The sequence below is a fragment of the Actinacidiphila glaucinigra genome (genome assembly GCF_035918135.1).
In the GTDB taxonomy this organism is placed as follows: Bacteria; Actinomycetota; Actinomycetes; order Streptomycetales; family Streptomycetaceae; genus Actinacidiphila; species Actinacidiphila glaucinigra.
On the sequence record NZ_CP109144.1, the window covers coordinates 7,708,037 to 7,728,271 of the forward strand.

Below are 20,235 nucleotides of genomic sequence, written 5' to 3' on the forward strand. Positions count from 1 at the left end.
GCTAGAACTTGATCCCGCCCAGCAGGCTCGCCAGGCTCGCCCCGCCGGCCTTGATGCTCGGGGCGATGGCGGTGCCCGCGAGGTAGAAACCGAAGAGGGCGCAGACGAGCGCGTGGGACGCCTTGAGTCCGTCCTTCCGGAAGAACAGGAAGACGATGATGCCGAGCAGGACGACGCCTGAGATGGACAGGATCATGGGGGCTACTCCTGTGTGATGGGGACTGTCACCATGAGTTGTTCCAGAATTACATTTAGTAATATGTTCTGAAAAGAGGCGAATGGGTGATTCGTAGGGAAGTTCACCCTTTAGGCTCTGCTGAACTGTTTCTTCCGGCGCGATCCTCGCCGGTCGTCCGGCGTGTCATGTGGCAGGCCCCGCCGACGGAGCAGCGAAGTCGCCCGTTCGAGTGATCAAAATCGTTAAGCTTCGGCCATGGCTTCTCGTTCGGTCCACACCCCGGCTGTGGCACTATCCGGGAGCCCGCCCGGCGAGGCCAGGGCGGTTGAGGCCGCTTAGGGTGGATCACGAGAGCGGTCGCTTCCGCGCACGGCGACCAGCCACTTCCAGTGAGGAACGATGAGCGAGCCGACCCCGCAGAACGATCCGGCCCAGGACCCCGGCGTCCTGCGACTCGCCGCCGAGATGTTCGACCTCGCCCGCCGCGGCGGCACGGAGACCCTGGCGGCCTACGTGGACGCGGGCGTGCCGGCCGACCTCACCAACGACAAGGGCGACACCCTCGTCATGCTCGCCGCCTACCACGGCCACGCCGCCACCGTGGCCGCCCTCCTGAGGCACGGCGCCGACCCCGACCGTGCCAACGACCGCGGCCAGACGCCGCTGGCCGGTGCCGTCTTCAAGGGCGAGGACGAGGTGGTCCGCGTGCTGATCGACGGCGGCGCCGACCCCGCCGCGGGCACCCCCTCGGCCATCGACACCGCCCGCATGTTCGGCAAGGACGCACTCCTGGAACTCTTCGGCGCCGTATGACCCCCGGACGCGCCACTACGCCGCACCCACCATGAAGAGAAGTGGACCCATGACGGAAACCGACAGCTGGAACAATCCGCTGCGCGATCCATCCGACCGGCGGCTGCCGCGCATCGCGGGCCCGTCCGGCCTGGTGATCTTCGGTGTGACGGGCGACCTGTCCCGTAAGAAGCTGATGCCCGCCGTGTACGACCTGGCCAACCGCGGGCTGCTGCCGCCGGGCTTCTCCCTCGTCGGCTTCGCCCGCCGCGACTGGGCCGACCAGGACTTCGCGCAGGTCGTCCACGACTCCGTCAAGGAGCACGCGCGCACCCCCTTCCGCGAGGAGGTCTGGACGGAGCTGGCCGCCGGAATGCGCTTCGTGCCCGGCGACTTCGGCGACGACGACGCCTTCGAGAAACTGCGCGCGACCGTGGAGGAACTCGACAAGGCCCGGGGCACCAGCGGCAACTTCGCCTTCTACCTCTCGGTGCCGCCCAAGTTCTTCCCCCTGGTCGCACAGCAGTTGAAGAAGCACGGGCTGTCCGACCCGCCCTCAGGCTCCTGGCGACGGGCCGTGATCGAGAAGCCCTTCGGCCACGACCTGGCCAGCGCCCAGGAGCTCAACCAGGTCGTCCACCAGGTCTTCCCGCCCGCCGAGGTCTTCCGGATCGACCACTACCTGGGCAAGGAGACGGTCCAGAACATCCTGGCGCTGCGCTTCGCCAACACGATGTTCGAGCCGCTGTGGAACCGCTCCTACGTCGACCACGTGCAGATCACGATGGCCGAGGACATCGGCATCGGCGGCCGCGCCGGCTACTACGACGGCATCGGCGCCGCACGCGACGTCATCCAGAACCACCTCCTCCAACTCCTCGCGCTGACCGCGATGGAGGAACCGTCGGGCTTCGACGCCAAGTCCCTCGTGCAGGAGAAGCTCAAGGTCCTCCAGGCCGTCCGGCACCCCGACGACCTCGGCGCCCACACCGTGCGCGGCCAGTACGCGCACGGCTGGCAGGGCGGGGAGGAGGTGCTCGGCTACCTGGAGGAGGAGGGCATCGACGCCAAGTCCAGGACCGACACCTACGCCGCGATCAAGCTGGCGATCGACAACCGCCGCTGGGCGGGGGTCCCCTTCTACCTGCGCACCGGCAAGCGCCTGGGCCGCCGCGTCACCGAGATCGCGGTCGTCTTCCAGCGCGCCCCCCACCTGCCCTTCAGCCACACCGACACCCAGGAGCTGGGGCAGAACGCCCTGGTCATCCGCGTTCAGCCGGACGAAGGTGTCACCGTGCGCTTCGGCTCGAAGGTGCCCGGGACGTCGATGGAGATCCGGGACGTGACGATGGACTTCGCCTACGGCGAGTCCTTCACCGAGTCCAGCCCGGAGGCCTACGAGCGGCTGATCCTGGACGTCCTGCTCGGCGACGCCAACCTCTTCCCCCGGCACCAGGAGGTGGAGGAGTCCTGGCGGATCCTCGATCCGATCGAGGAGTACTGGGACCGCCACGGCAAACCCGAGCAGTACACCGCCGGTACATGGGGTCCGAAGGCGGCGGACGAGATGCTCGCACGAGACGGCAGGAGCTGGCGCCGGCCATGAACATCGATCTGACCGAGACCACCTCAAGCAAGATCAACTCGGCGCTGATCAAGGCGCGGAGGTCGATCGGCAGCCCGGCGGTCGGCATGGTGCTCACCCTCGTCATCGTCACCGACGAGGGCAACCACTACGACGCCCTCAAGGCCGCCTCCGACGCCTCGCGCGAGCACCCCTCGCGCATCCTGGTCGTCATCAAGCGGCCCGGCCGCTCCCCCCGCGACCGGCGCAACGCCCGCCTCGACGCCGAAGTGCGCGTCGGCGGCGAGTCCGGCACCGGCGAGATCGTCCTGCTCCGCCTGCACGGCGAACTCGCCGACCACGCCCACAGCGTCGTGCTGCCGCTGCTGCTGCCCGACGCCCCCGTGGTCGTCTGGTGGCCCGTCGACGCCCCCGCGAACCCCGCCGCCGACCCCCTCGGCGCGCTGGCGCAGCGCCGGATCACCGACGCGTACGCCGTCGAGCGGCCCATGGAGGAACTGGAGGCCCGCGCCGCCGGCTACACCCCCGGCGACACCGACCTCTCCTGGACCCGGCTCACGCCCTGGCGGTCCATGCTCGCCGCAGCGCTCGACCAGGCCCGGGCCACCGTCACCTCGGCCGCCGTCGAGAGCGAGGCCGACAACCCCAGCGCCGAACTTCTCGCCCGCTGGCTCGGCAACCGCCTCCGCGTCCCCGTCGACCGCGTCGTCACCGCCGGCCCGGTCGTCACCGCGGTACGGCTGCGCACCCCGGACGGCGACATCAACATCGACCGCCCCGAGGGCCCGCTGGCCACCCTCACCATCCCCGGGCAGCCCAGTCGGCACCTCGCGCTGAAGGTCCGGCCCACCGCCGACCTCATCGCCGAGGAACTGCGCCGGCTCGACCCCGACGAGATGTACGCCGCGTCGCTGCGCCACGCCGATGACGCGGAGCCGCCCCGCCGGGCGAAGACCACCGCGCGGAGCACCAAGAAGCGGCCCAAGCCGGCCAGCGCGGAGGCCGCCAAGTAGACCGATTGCCGGAGCAGTACGCCGGGGGCGGCGCACACCGCCTGCAGGAGCAGCATCGCGGCCGTGGTGAACAGGTAGCAGACCGCGACCGTCAGCGCCGACTCCAGGTGCGCCCGCCACCCGGCGCGGCCCCCGCCGAAGGTGAAACGCGCGTGCAGCTCGGTGGCCAGAACCGTCGAGGCCACCGTCACACCTGCGTTCGCCAGGGCGAACGGCACCGGCCCCGACAGCACCGACAGCACCGCGCAGGACGCCAGTCCGACCCCGCCGCCGCACACGGCGAAGCGCGCGAACGCGGCCGGCGCGGATCGCGCGGAGTCCGCGGTGCGGGGCCGGCGGGCGGGAGCGGGCGGGGCGGATCTCTCCGCGGTGACGGTGTCCATGCCCGCACACTGCCCACTCCCGCTGACAGGCCGCTGACCGCGCGCTGACACGCCCCCGCACGCGACCGACGTCCCGCCGACAGGTGACCGACGTGCGGCCGAGTCCGGGTCAGGACAGGGCGAACGGGCCTTCCGTGGCCTTGCGGTGCTGCATGGCCGTCAGCTTGCGGACGAACAGGATGGCGAGGACCGCGGCCAGGATGTCCACGGCGTCCGCGGCGATGGCGAAGCCGGCGGCGTCGCGGAGGTCGTCGGCGTACTGAGAGCCGCCGTTGGTGACGAGCACCGAGAGCCAGCTCAGCAGTTCGGAAGCCACCCAGGCCGCCCACCAGTACGCGACGGGGCCCGAGTCGGCGGGACGCAGGCGGCCGTCCTGCGTCGTCTGGGAGCTCGCGACCCAGGTCTCCCGGGCGATCCTGGAGGGGATCCAGAGGTTGCCGATCGGGATGAACCAGCCGCCGATCGCCCACCCGCGGCCCTTCTCGAATCCGTTGGGGGCGAACACCTCGCCGTTGGTGCGCACCCGGTGGAACCAGATGACGAAGAGGACGGCCGCCCCCACCAGCGTGAGGAACTGCAGTGCCGCCGCGACCCCGATCCACAGGTCCGAGCGGTTCAGGGCGGACTGGTCGACGGTGGCGAGTACGTCCCCGACCGCCGTGTCCATCAGGGCGTAGCGGCCGGCCTCCGCGACGATGTCGAGGACATCGGCCGCGATGACCAGCGACAGGAGCACCACCACCGCGGTCGCGAGGCCGAGCGGCGATCGGAGCACGGCGGTGGTCGCCGGGGGTCCGACGGGTACGGGGTACGGGGCGGGGTACTGGGCGCCGGGCGGCGGCCCGGCAGGGCTGAACGACATGGAATCCCCCCCAGGGACACAGCATGGAGACGTGCACGCCGAGCGGCGGGCAGGAGGACATTACGGCAGCAGATCTTGGCGAGTCCACATCATTGAGCGGTGTTCGCCGCCTTCGGCCCGGTCGCGATGGCCGCACGGGTGAACGGGCGTCCCACCTGCCGGTTTCGACCAGGGAAACGGCGGGCGCCGGCAGGGTCCGGCCGGCGGCAGGGTCCACGAGCAGGCCCATCGAGGCCCCGGCCCGCTCCCGCCGGACACGGCTGTCTCAGGCCACGGCCGACCTCGGCGGTCCACCGCGTCGCCGCAGCCTCTGCCAGCGAGTAATGCGAGGGTCGAGAACGCATGGCACCGGGGGACCCGCCGCGTCCGGGCCTGCCCGGGATGCGCCCGCGAGTCGGCGCGATCCGCCCCACCGTCACCAATGTCGACACTCCTGCCACTGTCCGGCTCGTCCTCTCCGCGTGTCTCCCATACGTCACGCCGTACCGCCCTGAACAGGGAAGATGCCTCACAGGTGGAGGCGTTGAGCCGGAACCGCGAGCACACTGTAATGACACACTGTGGGTAGACATCGAGTGTATAGACAGCGTGTATATTCACCGCATGTTCTTCGACCCGCAGCCGTTCCTCCATTCCCTCGCGCCGCCCGAGGCCGCGTCCCGCTCCCGTTCCCGCCGAACCGTGACGCACGACGGCATGCCCTGCCCGGGAGGTCCCGCATGAGCCGTCAAGGTGCCCGCGGTGAGCGGGGGCGGCTCCGCTCGGCGCTCGGAGATCTGGGACTCGGCATGCGGCTGGCGGGCTCCGGAGGCCGTGAGGGGTGGATCCGCACGGCGCTCACCGCGGTGGGCGTCGGACTCGGTGTGGCCCTGCTGTTCCTCGCCGCCGCGGTGCCGAACGTCCTCGACGCCCGCGAAGGGCGCGGTCACGCGCGCGAGACGCCGAACTTCGAGAGCGAGGTGTCGGTACGGCGCGGGGACACGACGTTCCTCTGGCTCGACGCCGCCACCGAGTTCCGTGGTGATGCCGTGGGCGGGCAGTTGCTGCGCCCGGACGGTCCCGGGGCTCCGCCGCCGCCGGGTGTCGCGCGCGTCCCCGGGCCGGGGGAGATGGTGGTCTCGCCCGCCCTGCGCGGGCTGCTGGGCTCGCCGTCCGGCGCCCTGCTCAAGGAGCGGCTCGGTTACCGGATCATCGGGACCATCGCGGACCGGGGTCTGCTCGAGCCCGGTGAGCTGCGCTTCTACGCCGGCAGCGGCACGCTCTCCAGGAGCCAGGGTGCGATCAGGTCGGCGGGGTACGGCCATGATCCGGGCTCCGGGCGTTTCGACCCGAGGCTGGTGGTCCTGGTCGCCTTGATCTGTGTCGTCCTGCTGGTGCCGGTGGGTGTCTTCGTCGCCACGGCCGTCCGTTTCGGCGGGGACCGCAGGGACCGAAGGCTGGCCGCGCTGCGGCTGGTGGGTGCGGACGTCGCCATGACGCGCCGTATCGCGGCGGGTGAGGCGCTGTTCGGCGCCGCGCTGGGGCTGCTGGTCGGTACCGGGTTGTTCCTGGGGGCGAGCCGGCTGGCGGGATCGGTGCGGTTGTGGGGTGTGAGTGCCTTTCCGGCTGACGTCGCCCCTGATGCGTTGCCGGCGGGTCTGGTCGTGGTGGCGATCCTGGTGGGGGCGGTGCTGGTCACGCAGTCGGCGCTGCGTTCGGTGGTGATCGAGCCGTTGGGGGTCGTGCGGCATGCCGCGTTGCGTCCGCGCCGGTTGTGGTGGCGGCTGGTGGCTCCTGTGGTCGGGGTCGGTGTGCTGGCGTGGACGGGTTCGGCGGAGGAGGAGTTGGGGTCGGGTGGTGTGTATCCGATCGTGCTGGGCGCGGTGCTGGTCCTGGTGGGGTTGACCGGGCTGTTGCCGTGGCTGGTGGAGGCGGTGGTGCGGCGGTTGCGCGGGGGGCCGGTGGCGTGGCAGCTCGCGGTGCGCCGGCTGCAGTTGAGCAGTGGGACGGCGTCGCGGGCGGTCAGTGGTATCACCGTGGCGGTGGCCGGGGCGATCGCGCTGCAGATGGTGTTCGGCGGTATGCAGGAGGACTTCGCGTCGTCGTCGTCCGCTCCGCCGGCGGCCGGTACGTCGTCCGGTCGTGCGGATGTCGTGCGTGCGGACTTCAGTGTGGCGACCGCTTCGGGGAGTGCGGGTGCGCCGGCGCTGGCGGAGCGGATGGCCGAGGAGTTCGGGCGGGTCGGGGGTGTGCGGCGGGTGGTCGCCACGGTCCAGTCGTATGTGAACCGTGTGGACGCCGGTTCGGGGCCGGGGTCGGTCACCACGCTCACGGTGGCGAGTTGTGCGACGTTGCGGTCGCTGGCGTCGTTGCCCTCGTGCCGTGACGGTGACACCTTCGTGGCCCATCAGCGGGGGTCGTCGGGCCGGGCGCGGGAGGCGAATCTCCGGACGGACGAGGTCGCCCGGCCGGGCCGGGAGTTCGATCTCGGCGGTATGTCCGACGGTGTCGCGAAGGGTGAGTCGTGGACGTTGCCGGAGTCGGCCCGTGCGGTGGTGGCGGTGCCGGACCCGGTGGGGGACGTCCATGACGGCATCCTGGCGACTCCGGGGGCGCTGTCCGGGTACCGGTTGCCGCAGGCGTCGACGTCCGCGTACGTGGCGATCGACCACGGTGTCGCGGACGCTGCGGAGCGTCTGCGCAATGCCGCGGCGCGGCTGGATCCGGCGTTGCGGGTGTACGGGCTGGTGAACGTGGAGCGTGACCGGCAGTACTCGAGTGTGCAGACCGGTCTGCGGATCGGCGGGACGCTGACGGTGGTGCTGATCGCGGCGGGGATGCTGGTGGCGTTGATCGAGCAGTTGAGGGAGCGCCGGCGGCTGCTGTCGGTGCTGGTGGCCTTCGGTACGCGGCGCAGGACGCTGGCGTGGTCGGTGCTGTGGCAGACGGCGGTGCCGGTGCTGGCGGGTACGGTCGTGGCGATCGCGGGTGGGCTGGTGCTGGGCAGGGTGATGCTGGGCATCGTGGTGAAGCCGGTGCGGGACTGGTGGGTGTTCCTGCCGTACGCGGGGATCGGTGCGGCGGCGGTGCTGGTGGTGACGTTGCTGAGTCTTCCGGCGTTGTGGCGGATGATGCGGGCGGACGGGCTGCGTACGGAGTGACTGCCGGCTGCCGCCGGTCCGTTGCGCGGGCCGGCGGCGGCCGACTCGCCGTGGACAAAGGGCTGTTGACGTGCGGGAACGGTCTCGCGGGGCCGTGTCGGGGAGGAACCGCGTGAGGGCCCTTGACGTGTCGCGATGGCCGGTGTCACCATCGCGTCCATCAAATGTTTGCGTAAACGTGCGCCGACTGCGTTCGTAGATGTTTACGCAACCATCCCGACCCCACCCTCTGTGGCGGGATCCCGCACGACGATGTGAAGGATGGGAACATGGCTGCCATACCGCCGCCACCGGGTACCGGCCGGGCCGCTCCTCCCCGAGGACGCCGGGGCCGGCGCTGGCTGGGCTGGGGCTTCGTGGCGCCGTTCATGATCGTCTTCGCGCTGGTCTTCCTGGCGCCGATCGGCTACTCGATCTACCTGAGCCTGTTCCGTGACCGCCTGATCGGCGGGACCTCCTTCGTCGGGCTGGACAACTACGTCCAGGCCTTCCAGGACGGCCAGTTCTGGTCCGGCCTGGGGCGCGTCGCGCTGTTCCTCGCCGTGCAGGTCCCGATCATGCTGTGCATCGCGCTGCTGGTCGCGCTCGCGCTGGACAGCGGGCGGCTGCACGGCCGGAAGTTCTTCCGGATCACGATCTTCCTGCCGTACGCGGTCCCGGCCGTCGTGGCGACGCTGATGTGGGGCTTCATGTACGGGGACCGCTTCGGTCTGGTCGCCGACATCAACGACGCCTTCGGCGCCTCGCTGCCGAACCCCCTCTCGCCCGGCCTGGTGCTGGCGAGCATCGGCAACATCGTGACCTGGGAGTTCGTCGGCTACAACATGCTGATCTTCTACTCGGCGCTGCACGTCGTGCCGCGCTCCCTGTACGAGGCGGCGGAGATCGACGGCGCGAGCCAGCTGCGGATCGTCACCTCCATCAAGATCCCGGCGATCCGCGGGGCCCTGGTCATCGCGACGATCTTCTCGATCATCGGCAGCTTCCAGCTGTTCAACGAGCCGAGCATCCTCAAGCCGTTGGCGCCCAACGCCATCACGACGTACTTCACACCGAACCTCTACACCTACTCGCTGTCCTTCTCCGGCCAGCAGCACAACTACGCGGCGACCGTCGCGATCGTCATGGGGGTCGTCACGATGATCATCGCCTACGTCGTGCAGCTGCGCGGCATGCGCAAGGAGGCCTGACGATGGCCCAGGCGAGCACGCAGGCAGACACCGGGGCGGGCACCGGCGCGGAGGGCCGGGCGGGCACCGCCGGCCCGTGGCGCGGGCGTCGCGGCGCCGCACCGTCCGAGCGCCCCGCGGGCCGGCGGCACTCCTCCGACCGGCCCCGGCGCAGTGTCCTGCTCACCGTCCTGACCGCCCTGGTCGCGGTCTACACCCTGGTCCCGCTGGCCTGGCTGCTGATCAGCGCGACCAAGACCCAGAACAGCCTGCTGGACTCCTTCGGGCTGTGGTTCAGCGGTGACTTCGCGCTGTGGGACAACATCCAGCAGACCCTCACCTACGACGACCACATCTTCGTCCGCTGGCTGCTCAACACCCTGCTGTACGTGGCGCTGGGCGCGGGCGGCGCGACCTTCCTCGCGGTGCTGGGCGGCTACGGCCTGGCGAAGTTCGACTTCCCGGGCAGGCGGGCGGTCTTCGCGGTGGTGATCGGCGCGGTCGCCGTTCCGGGTGCCGCGCTGGCCGTGCCGACGTTCCTGATGTTCAGCAAGATGGGCCTGACGAACACCCCGTGGGCGGTGATCGTGCCCTCGCTGATCTCGCCGTTCGGCCTCTACCTGATGTGGGTCTTCGCCTCCGAGGCGATCCCCGACGAGCTGCTGGAGGCCGCCCGGGTCGACGGCTCGGGGGAGATCCGCACCTTCTTCAGGATCGGCCTGCCGCTGCTGGGACCCGGCATCGTCACCGTGCTGCTCTTCACCGTGGTCGCGACGTGGAACAACTACTTCCTGCCACTGATCATGATCAAGGACCCGGACTGGTACCCCCTCACCCTGGGCCTCAACGCCTGGAACGCCCAGGCCGCCACCGCGGGCGGGCAGCCGGTGTTCAACCTGGTGGTCACCGGCTCCCTGCTGACCATCGTGCCGCTGGTCGCGGCCTTCCTCCTCCTGCAGCGCTTCTGGCAGACCGGGCTCGCCGCGGGCAGCGTCAAGGAATGATCACCGGCGCCGCCGCGGTGCCGTACCCATCCTCCCCCTGCGGTCCGCCGCCCGGCACAGCAGTGCCGCGGCGACGGGCGGTGCCGCAGACCATCACCACAACGAAGTGAGATGCGATGACGAACAAGCCACTGCGCCGTTCGGCGCAGGCGATCGCCGTGCTCTGCGCGGCGGCGCTGTCCCTGACCGCCTGCGGTTCCTCCGACGACTCCGGCTCGGGCGCCAAGGCCGCGGACGCGGGCAGCGTCGAGGCGGCGCTGAAGAAGGGCGGCACGGTGACGGTGTGGGCGTGGGAGCCGACGCTGAAGCAGGTGGTGACCGACTTCCAGGCGAAGTACCCCAAGGTCAAGGTGAAGCTGGTCAACGCGGGCACGGGCAACGACCAGTACACGGCGTTGCAGAACGCGGTGCAGGCCGGTTCCGGGGCGCCGGACGTGGCGCAGATCGAGTACTACGCGCTGAGCCAGTTCGCGCTCGGCAAGTCCGTCACGGATCTGAGCGCGTACGGTGCCAAGGACCTGTCCAAGGCGTACTCGCCGGGCCCGTGGAACTCCGTCGCCGTCAACGGCGGGGTGTACGCGCTGCCGATGGACTCGGGGCCGATGGCGATGTTCTTCAACAAGAAGGTCCTCGACAAGCACAAGATCGCGGTTCCCACGACCTGGGACGAGTACCTGACCGCGGCCCGCGCGCTGCACAAGGCCGACCCGAAGGCGTACATCACCAACGACACCGGTGACGCCGGCTTCGTCACCAGCTTGATCTGGCAGGCCGGCGGACACCCGTACACGGTGGACGGCACGAAGGTGAACGTCGACTTCGGCGACGCGGGCACGAAGAAGTTCACCGAGGTCTGGCAGAAGCTGATCTCCGAGAAGCTCCTCGCGCCGATCGCGTCCTGGAGCGACCAGTGGTACAAGGGCCTCGCCGACGGCACGATCGCCACCCTGTCGACGGGTGCCTGGATGCCCGCCAACTTCGTCTCCGGCGTCCCCTCGGCGTCCGGTGACTGGCGTGCGGCGGCGCTGCCGCAGTGGCAGGCGGGCCAGAGCGCCAGCGCGGAGAACGGCGGCAGCTCGCTGGCGGTGATGGAGGCGGCCAAGGACAAGCCGCTGGCCTACGCCTTCGTGAAGTACGCGAACAAGGACGCCGGTGTGCAGGCCCGCATCAAGGGCGGCGCCTTCCCGGCCACGACCGCGGACCTGAACTCCCAGGCGTTCCTGGACACCGAGTTCCCCTACTTCGGCGGTCAGAAGGCCAACGAGATCTTCGCGAAGTCGGCCGGGAACGTCGTCAAGGGCTGGTCGTACCTGCCGTACCAGGTGTACGCCAACTCGGTCTTCAACGACACCGTGGGCAAGGCCTACGTGTCCTCCACGCCGCTGTCCGACGCCCTCGGCACCTGGCGGGACGCCTCGGTCAAGTACGGCAAGGACCAGGGCTTCAGCGTCGGCGGCTGACGGCCCGTCGCGACCTTAGGCCGGCGCCCGCGGGTCCCCCTCGGTGGGGGCGGCGGCGCCGGCCCGGGGGGCCCGCGGACCGCCGGTCCGCGAGGCTTGGCCCCCTAGACTTCTGACCATCAACGGCTGTGAAACGTATGAGGTGTACGACGCACGTGGACGGGACCGGACAGAGCTCGGCGGCGGGCGCGCAGCGGCGGCGGCGCGGTGCGTCGATGGCCGACGTGGCCAAGCTGGCGGGCGTCTCGGCGCAGACCGTCTCCCGGGTCTCCAACGGTTTCCCCGGGGTGCTGGAGGAGACCCGGCAGCAGGTGCTGGTCGCGATGAAGGAACTCGGCTACCGGCCCAACAGCGCGGCCCGCGCCCTCAAGCGGGGCGAGTTCCGTACCATCGGCGTCATCCTGTTCAGCCTCTCCAGCACCGGCAACATGCGCACCCTGGAAGCCGTGGCCTCCTCCGCGGCCCGCGAGGGCTACGCCACGACGCTGCTGCCGGTGACCGCGCCCACGCGGGACGGCGTCCAGGGGGCGTTCACCCGGCTCGGTGAGCTGGCCGTGGACGGCGTCGTCATGATCATGGAGGTCCATCTGCTGGACGCGATGACGGTGGCCCTGCCGCCGACCGCGCCCGTGGTCGTGGTGGACTCCGACGCCGGCGACCGGTACTGCGTGGTCGACACCGACCAGGCCAGCGGTGCCGGGGCGGCCGTGGAGCACCTGCTGGGCCTCGGTCACGGCACGGTGCGGCACATCGCGGGGCCGAAGGAGTCGTTCGCCGCCGAGCGCCGGGTGGGTGCGTGGCGGGCGGCGCTGGAGGCGGCCGGGCGTGAGGTGCCGCCTCTGCTGCGCGGCGACTGGTCCGCGGAGTCCGGCTACGCGGCCGGGCTGCGGATCGCCGCGGACCCCGGCTGCACGGCGGTGTTCGTCGCCAACGACCAGATGGCCCTCGGGTTGCTGCGCGCGCTGAGCGAGCACGGCCGGCGGGTGCCGGAGGACGTCAGCGTCGTGGGCTTCGACGACATCCCCGAGGCCGCCTCGTACATGCCGCCGCTGACGACGATCCACCAGGACTTCGCCGAGGTCGGCCGGCGCTGCGTCGACGGGGTGCTGCGGCAGATCCGCAACGACGAGGCGGAGCAGGGCACCACGCTGGTGCCCACCAGTCTGGTCGTGCGCGGCAGCACCGCGGCCCCTCCGCCGCGGAGCCGCTGACGGCACCCCCCCGGCCCGACCTCCCGCCATCGCGCACCCCGCCATGGCAACGCAAACATCCCGTCACGGGATGCCCCGCCCCACACCCGGCGCTCGCCCCGTGACCGCACCGCACGCACCAGAAACCAACTCCACTGGAGGAGCACGGCCCATGCCCGCACTGCGGATCGAAGGGAACGAATTCCGCCTCGGCGGCGAGCCGTTCCGCATCATCTCCGGTGGTCTGCACTACTTCCGCGTCCACCCCGGCCAGTGGCGCGACCGGCTGCGCAAGGCACGACTGCTCGGACTCAACACCGTCGACACCTACGTGCCGTGGAACCTCCACCAGCCGCGGCCGCGGACCTTCCGCGGCGACGAAGGCCTGGACCTGCCCGCCTTCCTGGAACTGGCGCAGGAGGAGGGCCTGCACGTACTGCTGCGCCCCGGCCCCTACATCTGCGCCGAGTGGGAGGGCGGCGGACTGCCGTCCTGGCTGCTCGCGACGCCCGGAATCCGGCTGCGCACCGCAGACCCCCGCTACCTGGAGGCGGTCGACGACTACCTGGACCGGCTGCTGCCGCTGGTCGTCCCCTACCTGGCCACCAACGGAGGCCCCGTCCTGGCGGTGCAGGTCGAGAACGAGTACGGCGCCTACGGCGAGGACCCCGTCTATCTGACGCACCTTCAGGACCGGCTGCGGCAGGGCGGCGTGGACGTCCCCCTGTTCACCTGCGACCAGCCCGCCGACCTGGCCCGCGGCAGCATCCCCGGCGTCCTCTCCACCGTCAACTTCGGCAGCCGCCCCGCGCAGGGCCTGGCCGCGCTGCGCGAGCACCAGGGCGACGGGCCGCTGATGTGCACCGAGTTCTGGAACGGCTGGTTCGACCGCTGGGGCGGTGTGCACGTCGTCCGCGACGCGGGGTCGGCCGCCGCCGACCTCGACGAGATGCTGTCGGCCGGCGCCGGCGTCAACCTCTACATGTTCCACGGCGGGACCAACTTCGGCTTCACCAACGGCGCCAACGACAAGCACACCTACCGCCCCACCATCACCTCCTACGACTACGACGCGCCCCTGGACGAGGCCGGCGACATCACCCCCAAGTACCTCGCCTTCCGCGACGTCCTCGCCCGGCACACCACCGTCCCCGACGAACCCCTGCCCGAGCCGTCCAAGAAGCTCAACCTGCTCGGCGTCCGGCTCACCGGGAACACCCCGCTGCTCGGCTCCGCCGGCCGTCTCGGCGAGGCGGTCACCGGGCCGCGCCCGCTGACCATGGAGGAACTCGGCCAGGACTTCGGCTTTGTGCTGTACGAGACCGCGCTGAGCGAACCCGGCCCCACCCTGCTGCACTTCGCCGGGATCGCGGACCGGGCGCAGGTCTTCCTCGACGGCGCCGCCGCCGGAGTCCTCGAACGCGAACAGCACGAGGCCGCCCTGGCCGTCACCGTGCCCGACGGCGGGGCGACCCTGGCCGTCCTCGTCGAGAACCAGGGCCGCGTCAACTACGGGCAGGGCATCCACGACCGCAAGGGCCTCACCGGCGCCGTCACCGCGGGCGGCACCGAACTGACCGGCTGGAGCAGCACGCCCCTGCCCCTGGACGACCTGTCGGGCCTCACCTTCACCACCGGCGGCCCGCAGCCCGTGGGGCCCACGTTCCACCGCGGGGAGTTCCAGGTCGAGCGGCCCGCCGACACGTACCTGGACCTGACCGGCTGGACCAAGGGCAACGCCTGGATCAACGGCTTCGCTCTCGGCCGCCACTGGTCGCGCGGCCCCCAGCGCCGCCTCTACGTCCCCGGCCCGGTCCTGCGGCCCGGCACGAACGAACTCGTCGTCCTCGAACTCCACGCGACCGCCCGCGCGACGGTCGACCTGCGCGACACCGCCGACCTGGGGCCCACCGAGGAATGACCGGGCGGATGACCAGGCGGTGACCAGGGCCTGAACGCGGGCACCGCCCCGCCGACCCGGCACCCCGGGCGGCGGTGCGGTGCGGCGGTGTTCATCTGCCGCGGTGCAGACGCAGCGCGATCCACAGATCGGCGGACTCGGCACACGACCTGATGCGGCCGGCGAAGCGGCGGACGGTGGAACGGCGCAGGGTGCAGAGCCAGACGTAGGCACCCAGGGACACGCACAGACCCGCCCAGGTCTGCCACCACAGGAACGGCGGCGCGATCCCGGAGCCGGAGCCGGCGAGCAGGCTGAGCACCCAGGTGAGTGCTCCCGCGGCGGCGGCGGCGACGATGCCCGCGCAGCGCGCACGGCCTCGGGCCGCCCAGCGCGAGGCCATCGCCCCGACCGGGATCTGCACGACGACGTGGACGGTCACGATCCACAGCAGCAGCCCGAAGGTCTGACCGTAGGAGAGATCCGGACCGCTCGCGGAGAGCAGCACGGCGAAGCCCATCACGAGGAGCACGCCGCTCAGATGCATCGCCGCGACGTTGAGGGGCCCGTGCCACCCCCACGCCCAGCGGCGGTCGTCGTCACTCACCGGTCGTGCTCCCCCCGGGCTCGGCCGCGGTGGCCCGCAGCAGATCGCGCAGCAGGCCGAAGTCCATGCGCTCGGGCGTGCGGAACCGAAGACAGCTCTTGCCCATGTCCTGTCCGGCAAGGCGGTCCTCGAAGGCGGCGAGGACGTCGCCGCGCATGAGGTAGAAGGAGATGTACTGCTTCTGGCTCGCGAAGGCGATCTCCGCCGCGCCCGCGCGCTCGTAGGCGGGCATGCCGTACGCCATGACCTCGTCGAACCCCGTCAGCTCCGCCCGGCACAGCTCGCGCAGCCTGACCAGCGCCCGCCGGCGCCCCTCCGGGACGTCGGCGAGGTAGCCGTCGACGTCCGCCGCATTGCTGTGCACCATGCGGCAAGACTACGCGGCGGGCCCCGTGTTCCGGGGCAACCGAACGGCGCCCCACCTGGTTGGAACAGGGGTGGGGGATTCGTCCGGCGCACGACCGCCGGGGAGAATCCCGAGGTGCACGTACGCAGGGCGCCGGCCGACGCGCAGACGTCCCGGCGGGTGGAGGGAAGTGAGGAACATGCGCGCCGCGCCTGACGAGCAGTGGCACGACACGGAACAGGTGCTGCGCCGCCTCCTGCGCGACGGGGTGCCCCGGCCCGCCACCCCCACCGACCGCATGACGCAGATCCGGCGGCGCGTGCAGCGGCGCAGGCGGCGCCGCGCGGCAGCCGCCGGAGCGGTCACGGCGGTGGCCGCGGTCGTCGCCTGCGTGGCCCTCGTGCCGGGGCTGCGGCCACCGGGCGACGCCAGCTCACCGGCCGCCGCGCCGGAGCGGCAGCACGTCCTTCCCGCCGCGACGCCCTCGCCGCAATCCACACGGGCCCTGATCACGGTCCGCCTCCTGGACGAGACCGCACTGACGCTGCGCGTACCGCAGGGCTGGCACGGCCTGTCCGTCGGTGACGGCGCCAAGGCCACGGCCTTCGTCGCCTCGCAGGCCCTCAGCCGCCCGCCACGCGGCTCCTGCCCGGCCTTGGCGGACGAGGTGGCGCCCGACTGCGAACCGGTGAAGGAACTCGACCGGAACGGGGTGCTGATGGCGTTCCGGCCGGTCGTGACGGGCAAGGCGGGCCTGGCGGCGCCCCTCACCATGGGCAAACCGGTACCGGCGGGCAAGAGCTGCCGCATACTGCGGGGCGACACGGAGATCCTCGCCTGGGGCCAGGGCCTCTCGGCGGCGTACGGCAAGCCCTTCGAGGTGCGCGTCGACGTGTGCCTGCGCGCCCCGTCGGACGCCACCCTGACCACGGTCACGGAGGTCCTGGGGACGGCGTTCCCCCGTACCGGCGGCTGACGCGCGGCCGTCAGGGCGAAGGCGGCGCCGCGGACACCGGAGTCGCGGACAACTGGTCGGGCCGCACGTCGCATTCGGTGTGGCCGTCGACGGATTCCAGCCCCCACGGCGAGGGGGAGATCCTCACCGTGCCCGTGCGACGGCCGACTTCTCGACGAGGACCCATTGCCGGTCGTGGGCGTCCGTGAAGCGGACCTCGACCAGACCGTGCAGACGCCCCCGTTCCGGGCGCCCCTGCACAACCAAATCCTTGCCCGGCATGTCGTACATGGCAAGGAGGCAAGAGCCGCGATGCAAGGGGGAACCATGCGTGCGAAACGATTTGGGCTGGTGCTGGCCGCCCTGGTGATGGCGTGTGCGGGGGTGGCCGTGGCGGCGCCCGCGGTGACCGCGGCGCCCACGGTGGCCGCGGCGCCCGCACCGGCGTGCCCGACCGGCTGGGGCAGTCTCCCGAAGTCCGGGACGGACGCCGACCTCGGGGCACTGAGGGACATCAGGACCGGCAGGCACGACTGCTACGACCGCGTGGTGTTCGACGTGCCCACCGCCGGCACGGACGCCATCGGCTACACCGTGCAGTACGTCGACGCCGTCCACCAGGACGGCTCGGGCCGGGTCATACCCGTCTCCGGCGGGGCGATCATCGAGATCCGGGTGGCCGCCCCCTCGTACGACCCGGAGACCGGCGCCGCGACCTACCCGGGACGGGCGGGGCGAACGCTGCCGGGAGTCGACCTGACCGGCTACCGGACCTTCCGGGACGCGAGGTTCGCCTCGAGCTTCGAGGGTGACACGCAGGTGGGCCTGGGGGTCCGGGCCCGGCTGCCGTTCCGGGTGTTCCAGCTGCCCGACCGCGTGGTGGTCGACGTGGCCCACACCTGGTGAGGGGTTCGCGCGGGCCGGGCCCGGTGGCGTGGGGCCACCGGGCCCGGCCTGGGCGGCTGCGGTCCTGACAGGTAACTCCTGTGAATTCCCGGGGCGGTTGAACACTCCCGGGGTGGCGTCCGTATGTGTCGATGGCTTGTCGTGTTCAGGCCGCCAATCATCAGGCGCGCAGGAGGGTTTCCTTGGTACGCAATTCGCGCAGACGTGCTACCGGCACACGTAGCGGCAGCTTTGTAGCCGTCGCCCTGATGCTGGGAGGTGGAGTCCTGGTCACGGCGAACGTGTTCGCCTCGGCGACCGAGGGGGAGACGGCCCGGACGGCCTCGGTGGGTCAGGCGTACACCGTCGACTGCCCCGACGTCGGCACGGCGCTGACCTCCGTGCCCGAGCAGGCGAAGGAGGACGTCGACAAGGAACTCGCCCTGCTGGACCAGCAGATAGCCGAGGCCTACCAGAGGCTCAAGGAGACGTCGGCAGCCCAGCAGCAGGACCCCGGCTTCGTGGACAACGCGATCCTGGGCCCGCTGAAGGACAAGCGCGCCGCCACGATCGCACGCATCCTGCAGGCCATCGACCGCGTGGGGGACCCCCCGCAGGGACTCGAGGGCCTCGCCGGGTGCACGGCGGTCCGCTCCACCGGCGCCGAGGAGGGTCAGGAAGACCAGCAGGGTCAGGCGGGGGAGGAGGACCAGGAAGGCAGCCCGCAGCCGTCCACGGGTGACGGCGGCCAGGGAGGCCAGGGAGGCCAGGGCAACCAGGGTGCCGGACAGGCCGGCGCGGGGCAGGGCGGAAACGGCCCCGTCGTGGGGGACTTCGCCGACATCATGAGCGTGAACCCGAACGCGCCGCGCGGCCCCCAGCCGTCGGACGCCTCTCCCGGCACGTTCGCGTCCGACTGCGGTGTCAACGCGGGCGGTCTGTTCAACTCCGACAACATCATCGCCGCCCCCGGAGTGACCAACGGCGCCCACCACTTCCACGACTACATCGGCAACCAGTCCAACAACGGTCTCGCCACCATCGACGACCTCGCCAAGGCGGAGACCAGCTGCAAGGACCAGGGCGACAAGTCGTCGTACTACTGGCCCGTGGTGCGCGTGCAGGACGGCACCGTGGAGCGGGACGCCCAGGCGCCCGGCGGCGGCACCGAGGGCAACGCCGGAAGGATCGTGACCCCCAAGCAGGTCACGCTCACGTTCGTCGGCAACCCCGTCAGCAAGGTCACGCCCATGCCGCGGCTGCTGCGCATCATCACGGGCGACGCGAAGGCGTTCGTCAACGGGCCGGCCAACGCCAACGCCTCCTGGAGCTGCACGGGCCTCGAGGACCGGCAGCTGAAGGACAGGTACCCGCTCTGCCCCGACGGCAGCGACGTGGTCCGCACCTTCCGCTTCCAGAGCTGCTGGGACGGCCAGAACGTCGACAGCGCCAACCACCGCACCCACGTCGCGTTCGCCGACGCGGGCGGCAACTGCCCGCAGGGCTTCAAGGCCATCCCGCAGCTGGTCCAGCGCATCGTGTACGACGTCAAGGCGCCGAGCGTCCAGGACGGCGGCAAGACGGTGCCGTTGTTCGCGGTGGACTCCTTCCCCGAGAACCTGCACAAGCCGGTCACCGACCACGGCGACTTCATCAACATCTTCGACGAAGGCCTGATGCGGGAGGTGGCCGACTGCATCAACGAGGGCCGCACCTGCGGCCCCGGCGACGACAGCGCGGAGGAGCCCGGCGACGGCGGGAACGACAACCCCGGTGGGGAAGAGCCCGGCGACGGCGGGAACGACAACCCCGGTGGGGAAGAGCCCGGCAACGGGGGCAACGACAACCCCGGCGACGGCGGTAACGACAACCCCGGTGAGGAGGAGCCCGGCAACGGGGGCAACGACAACCCCGGCAACGGCGGTAACGACAACCCCGGTGAGGAGGAGCCCGGCAACGGGGGCAACGACAACCCCGGCGACGAGCAGCCCCCCGCGGACACCCCGGACGACGACCAGAACGGAGGCGGTGACACCCCCGACGCCCCCGTCACGGTGACCCCCAAGGCCGACTCCACGCCTCCGGCGGGCCAGGACGACACGGCCACCCCGCCCGCCGGCGGCCACGAGCACCACGGCGAGCAGTCGGAGCAGCAGTCGGCGGCGCCGGTCCAGCAGACGCCCGCCCCCGGCGCGTTCGCCCCGAGCCCCGCGGGTCAGGCCAACCAGCAGGCGATCAACGGCGGGCTGGCCGACACCGGGACCAACCTGTGGCCGGCCGGCCTCGGAGCGGTCCTGGCGATCGCGGGATTCCTCCTGCTCCGCCAGGTGAAGCGCGGTTCGAACTAGCTCCGCCTTCCAGGCGGCCGCAGTGAAGTCCCCCTCGGCGACCGGGCGTACAGCCCGGTCGCCGAGGGCGTTGCGCGGCTAGACCGGAACTCCTGCGCCGTCGAGGAGCCGGTGCATGTCGCGCGCCGGCAGACGCGGGTTGCCGGCGGCTGCACAGGCCGTCTCGGGGTCGTCGAGCAGTTCGCGGATCAGCGGTACGGGGAGTCGCGGATGGCGGGCGGCCACCCGTCGCCGTGCCGGGTCGCGGGCGAACTCCGCCAGGATCACCTCGACCACGTCGAACGGCAGACCTCTGCGCTGGGCGACGTTCCGCCTGATCGCCCGGTCGTCGTGTTTGAGCAGCCGCAGCAGGACGTCCGCGGGCGCGGAGGGATTCCAGGACAGAGACGCCAGGGCGGCGACGTGGTGGTCGGCCATG

18 protein-coding genes are annotated in these 20,235 nt (G+C 71.5%); 12 read left to right on the top strand and 6 right to left on the bottom strand.

Annotated elements, in window-relative coordinates; genetic code table 11:
- Nucleotide 1: 1 nt before the first annotated feature.
- A complete protein-coding gene (locus OIE69_RS34795) occupies nt 2–196 on the bottom strand; it encodes a hypothetical protein (RefSeq protein ID WP_018534760.1) in 195 nt (64 codons plus the stop codon).
- A gap of 381 nt (nt 197–577) precedes the next feature.
- On the opposite strand from OIE69_RS34795, the gene OIE69_RS34800 reads away from it, so the two are divergent.
- Genes OIE69_RS34800 through opcA form a run of 3 tightly spaced genes read left to right on the top strand, consistent with a single transcriptional unit; the run spans nt 578 to nt 3,568 of the window.
- Nucleotides 578–991 (top strand): ankyrin repeat domain-containing protein, encoded by a 414-nt coding sequence (locus OIE69_RS34800; RefSeq protein WP_326578597.1) that lies wholly within the window; start codon nt 578–580, stop codon nt 989–991.
- Between the two features lie 49 nt (nt 992–1,040).
- Nucleotides 1,041–2,576 carry a glucose-6-phosphate dehydrogenase gene (zwf, locus tag OIE69_RS34805; protein WP_326578598.1) on the top strand — a complete coding sequence of 512 codons (1,536 nt, stop codon included), beginning with the start codon at nt 1,041–1,043 and terminating at the stop codon, nt 2,574–2,576.
- The gene (gene opcA, locus OIE69_RS34810; RefSeq protein WP_326578599.1) at nt 2,573–3,568 is read left to right on the top strand and encodes a glucose-6-phosphate dehydrogenase assembly protein OpcA; all 996 of its coding nucleotides are present in this window, start codon (nt 2,573–2,575) and stop codon (nt 3,566–3,568) included. The genes zwf and opcA overlap by 4 nt, the downstream gene beginning before the upstream one ends.
- A 492-nt stretch (nt 3,569–4,060) precedes the next feature.
- On the opposite strand, the gene OIE69_RS34820 is transcribed toward opcA, so the two are convergent.
- The gene (locus tag OIE69_RS34820) at nt 4,061–4,813 is read right to left on the bottom strand and encodes a DUF4328 domain-containing protein (RefSeq protein WP_326578600.1); all 753 of its coding nucleotides are present in this window, start codon (nt 4,811–4,813) and stop codon (nt 4,061–4,063) included.
- Nucleotides 4,814–5,532: 719 nt separating this feature from the next.
- Between OIE69_RS34820 and OIE69_RS34825 the strand changes: the two genes are divergently transcribed.
- The 6 genes from OIE69_RS34825 (at nt 5,533) to OIE69_RS34850 (ending at nt 14,697) form a co-directional block, all read left to right on the top strand.
- Entirely contained in the window at nt 5,533–7,953 is a 2,421-nt protein-coding gene (locus OIE69_RS34825; RefSeq protein ID WP_326578601.1) for an FtsX-like permease family protein, read from the top strand.
- 269 nt (nt 7,954–8,222) lie between these two features.
- A complete protein-coding gene (locus tag OIE69_RS34830; protein ID WP_326578602.1) occupies nt 8,223–9,143 on the top strand; it encodes a carbohydrate ABC transporter permease in 921 nt (306 codons plus the stop codon).
- A gap of 2 nt (nt 9,144–9,145) precedes the next feature.
- Nucleotides 9,146–10,126, top strand: a complete 981-nt coding sequence (locus OIE69_RS34835) for a carbohydrate ABC transporter permease (protein WP_326578603.1) — start codon at nt 9,146–9,148, stop codon at nt 10,124–10,126.
- Nucleotides 10,127–10,242: 116 nt separating this feature from the next.
- The gene (locus OIE69_RS34840; protein WP_326578604.1) at nt 10,243–11,586 is read left to right on the top strand and encodes an ABC transporter substrate-binding protein; all 1,344 of its coding nucleotides are present in this window, start codon (nt 10,243–10,245) and stop codon (nt 11,584–11,586) included.
- 137 nt (nt 11,587–11,723) lie between these two features.
- Nucleotides 11,724–12,797: a LacI family DNA-binding transcriptional regulator gene (locus OIE69_RS34845; RefSeq protein WP_392567694.1), complete on the top strand. Its 1,074-nt coding sequence runs from the start codon at nt 11,724–11,726 to the stop codon at nt 12,795–12,797.
- A gap of 151 nt (nt 12,798–12,948) precedes the next feature.
- Nucleotides 12,949–14,697 carry a glycoside hydrolase family 35 protein gene (locus OIE69_RS34850; protein ID WP_326578606.1) on the top strand — a complete coding sequence of 583 codons (1,749 nt, stop codon included), beginning with the start codon at nt 12,949–12,951 and terminating at the stop codon, nt 14,695–14,697.
- Nucleotides 14,698–14,788: 91 nt separating this feature from the next.
- Here the strand turns inward: OIE69_RS34850 and OIE69_RS34855 are convergent, their stop codons facing one another.
- Nucleotides 14,789–15,283, bottom strand: a complete 495-nt coding sequence (locus OIE69_RS34855) for a hypothetical protein (protein ID WP_326578607.1) — start codon at nt 15,281–15,283, stop codon at nt 14,789–14,791.
- The gene (locus OIE69_RS34860) at nt 15,276–15,650 is read right to left on the bottom strand and encodes an iron chaperone (protein WP_326578608.1); all 375 of its coding nucleotides are present in this window, start codon (nt 15,648–15,650) and stop codon (nt 15,276–15,278) included. The genes OIE69_RS34855 and OIE69_RS34860 overlap by 8 nt, the downstream gene beginning before the upstream one ends.
- A 178-nt stretch (nt 15,651–15,828) precedes the next feature.
- Between OIE69_RS34860 and OIE69_RS34865 the strand changes: the two genes are divergently transcribed.
- Nucleotides 15,829–16,605 carry a hypothetical protein gene (locus OIE69_RS34865; protein WP_326578609.1) on the top strand — a complete coding sequence of 259 codons (777 nt, stop codon included), beginning with the start codon at nt 15,829–15,831 and terminating at the stop codon, nt 16,603–16,605.
- Nucleotides 16,606–16,728: 123 nt separating this feature from the next.
- Here OIE69_RS34865 and OIE69_RS34870 read toward each other — a convergent pair whose 3' ends face one another.
- Nucleotides 16,729–16,875 carry a hypothetical protein gene (locus OIE69_RS34870; RefSeq protein WP_326578610.1) on the bottom strand — a complete coding sequence of 49 codons (147 nt, stop codon included), beginning with the start codon at nt 16,873–16,875 and terminating at the stop codon, nt 16,729–16,731.
- 36 nt (nt 16,876–16,911) lie between these two features.
- On the opposite strand from OIE69_RS34870, the gene OIE69_RS34875 reads away from it, so the two are divergent.
- The gene (locus OIE69_RS34875; RefSeq protein ID WP_326578611.1) at nt 16,912–17,490 is read left to right on the top strand and encodes an AMIN-like domain-containing (lipo)protein; all 579 of its coding nucleotides are present in this window, start codon (nt 16,912–16,914) and stop codon (nt 17,488–17,490) included.
- A gap of 248 nt (nt 17,491–17,738) precedes the next feature.
- A complete protein-coding gene (locus OIE69_RS34880) occupies nt 17,739–19,817 on the top strand; it encodes a DUF1996 domain-containing protein (protein WP_326578612.1) in 2,079 nt (692 codons plus the stop codon).
- Nucleotides 19,818–19,895: 78 nt separating this feature from the next.
- On the opposite strand, the gene OIE69_RS34885 is transcribed toward OIE69_RS34880, so the two are convergent.
- On the bottom strand, nt 19,896–20,234 hold the full coding sequence (locus tag OIE69_RS34885; protein WP_326578613.1) for a hypothetical protein: 339 nt from the start codon (nt 20,232–20,234) through the stop codon (nt 19,896–19,898).
- Between the last annotated feature and the right edge of the window lies 1 nt (nt 20,235).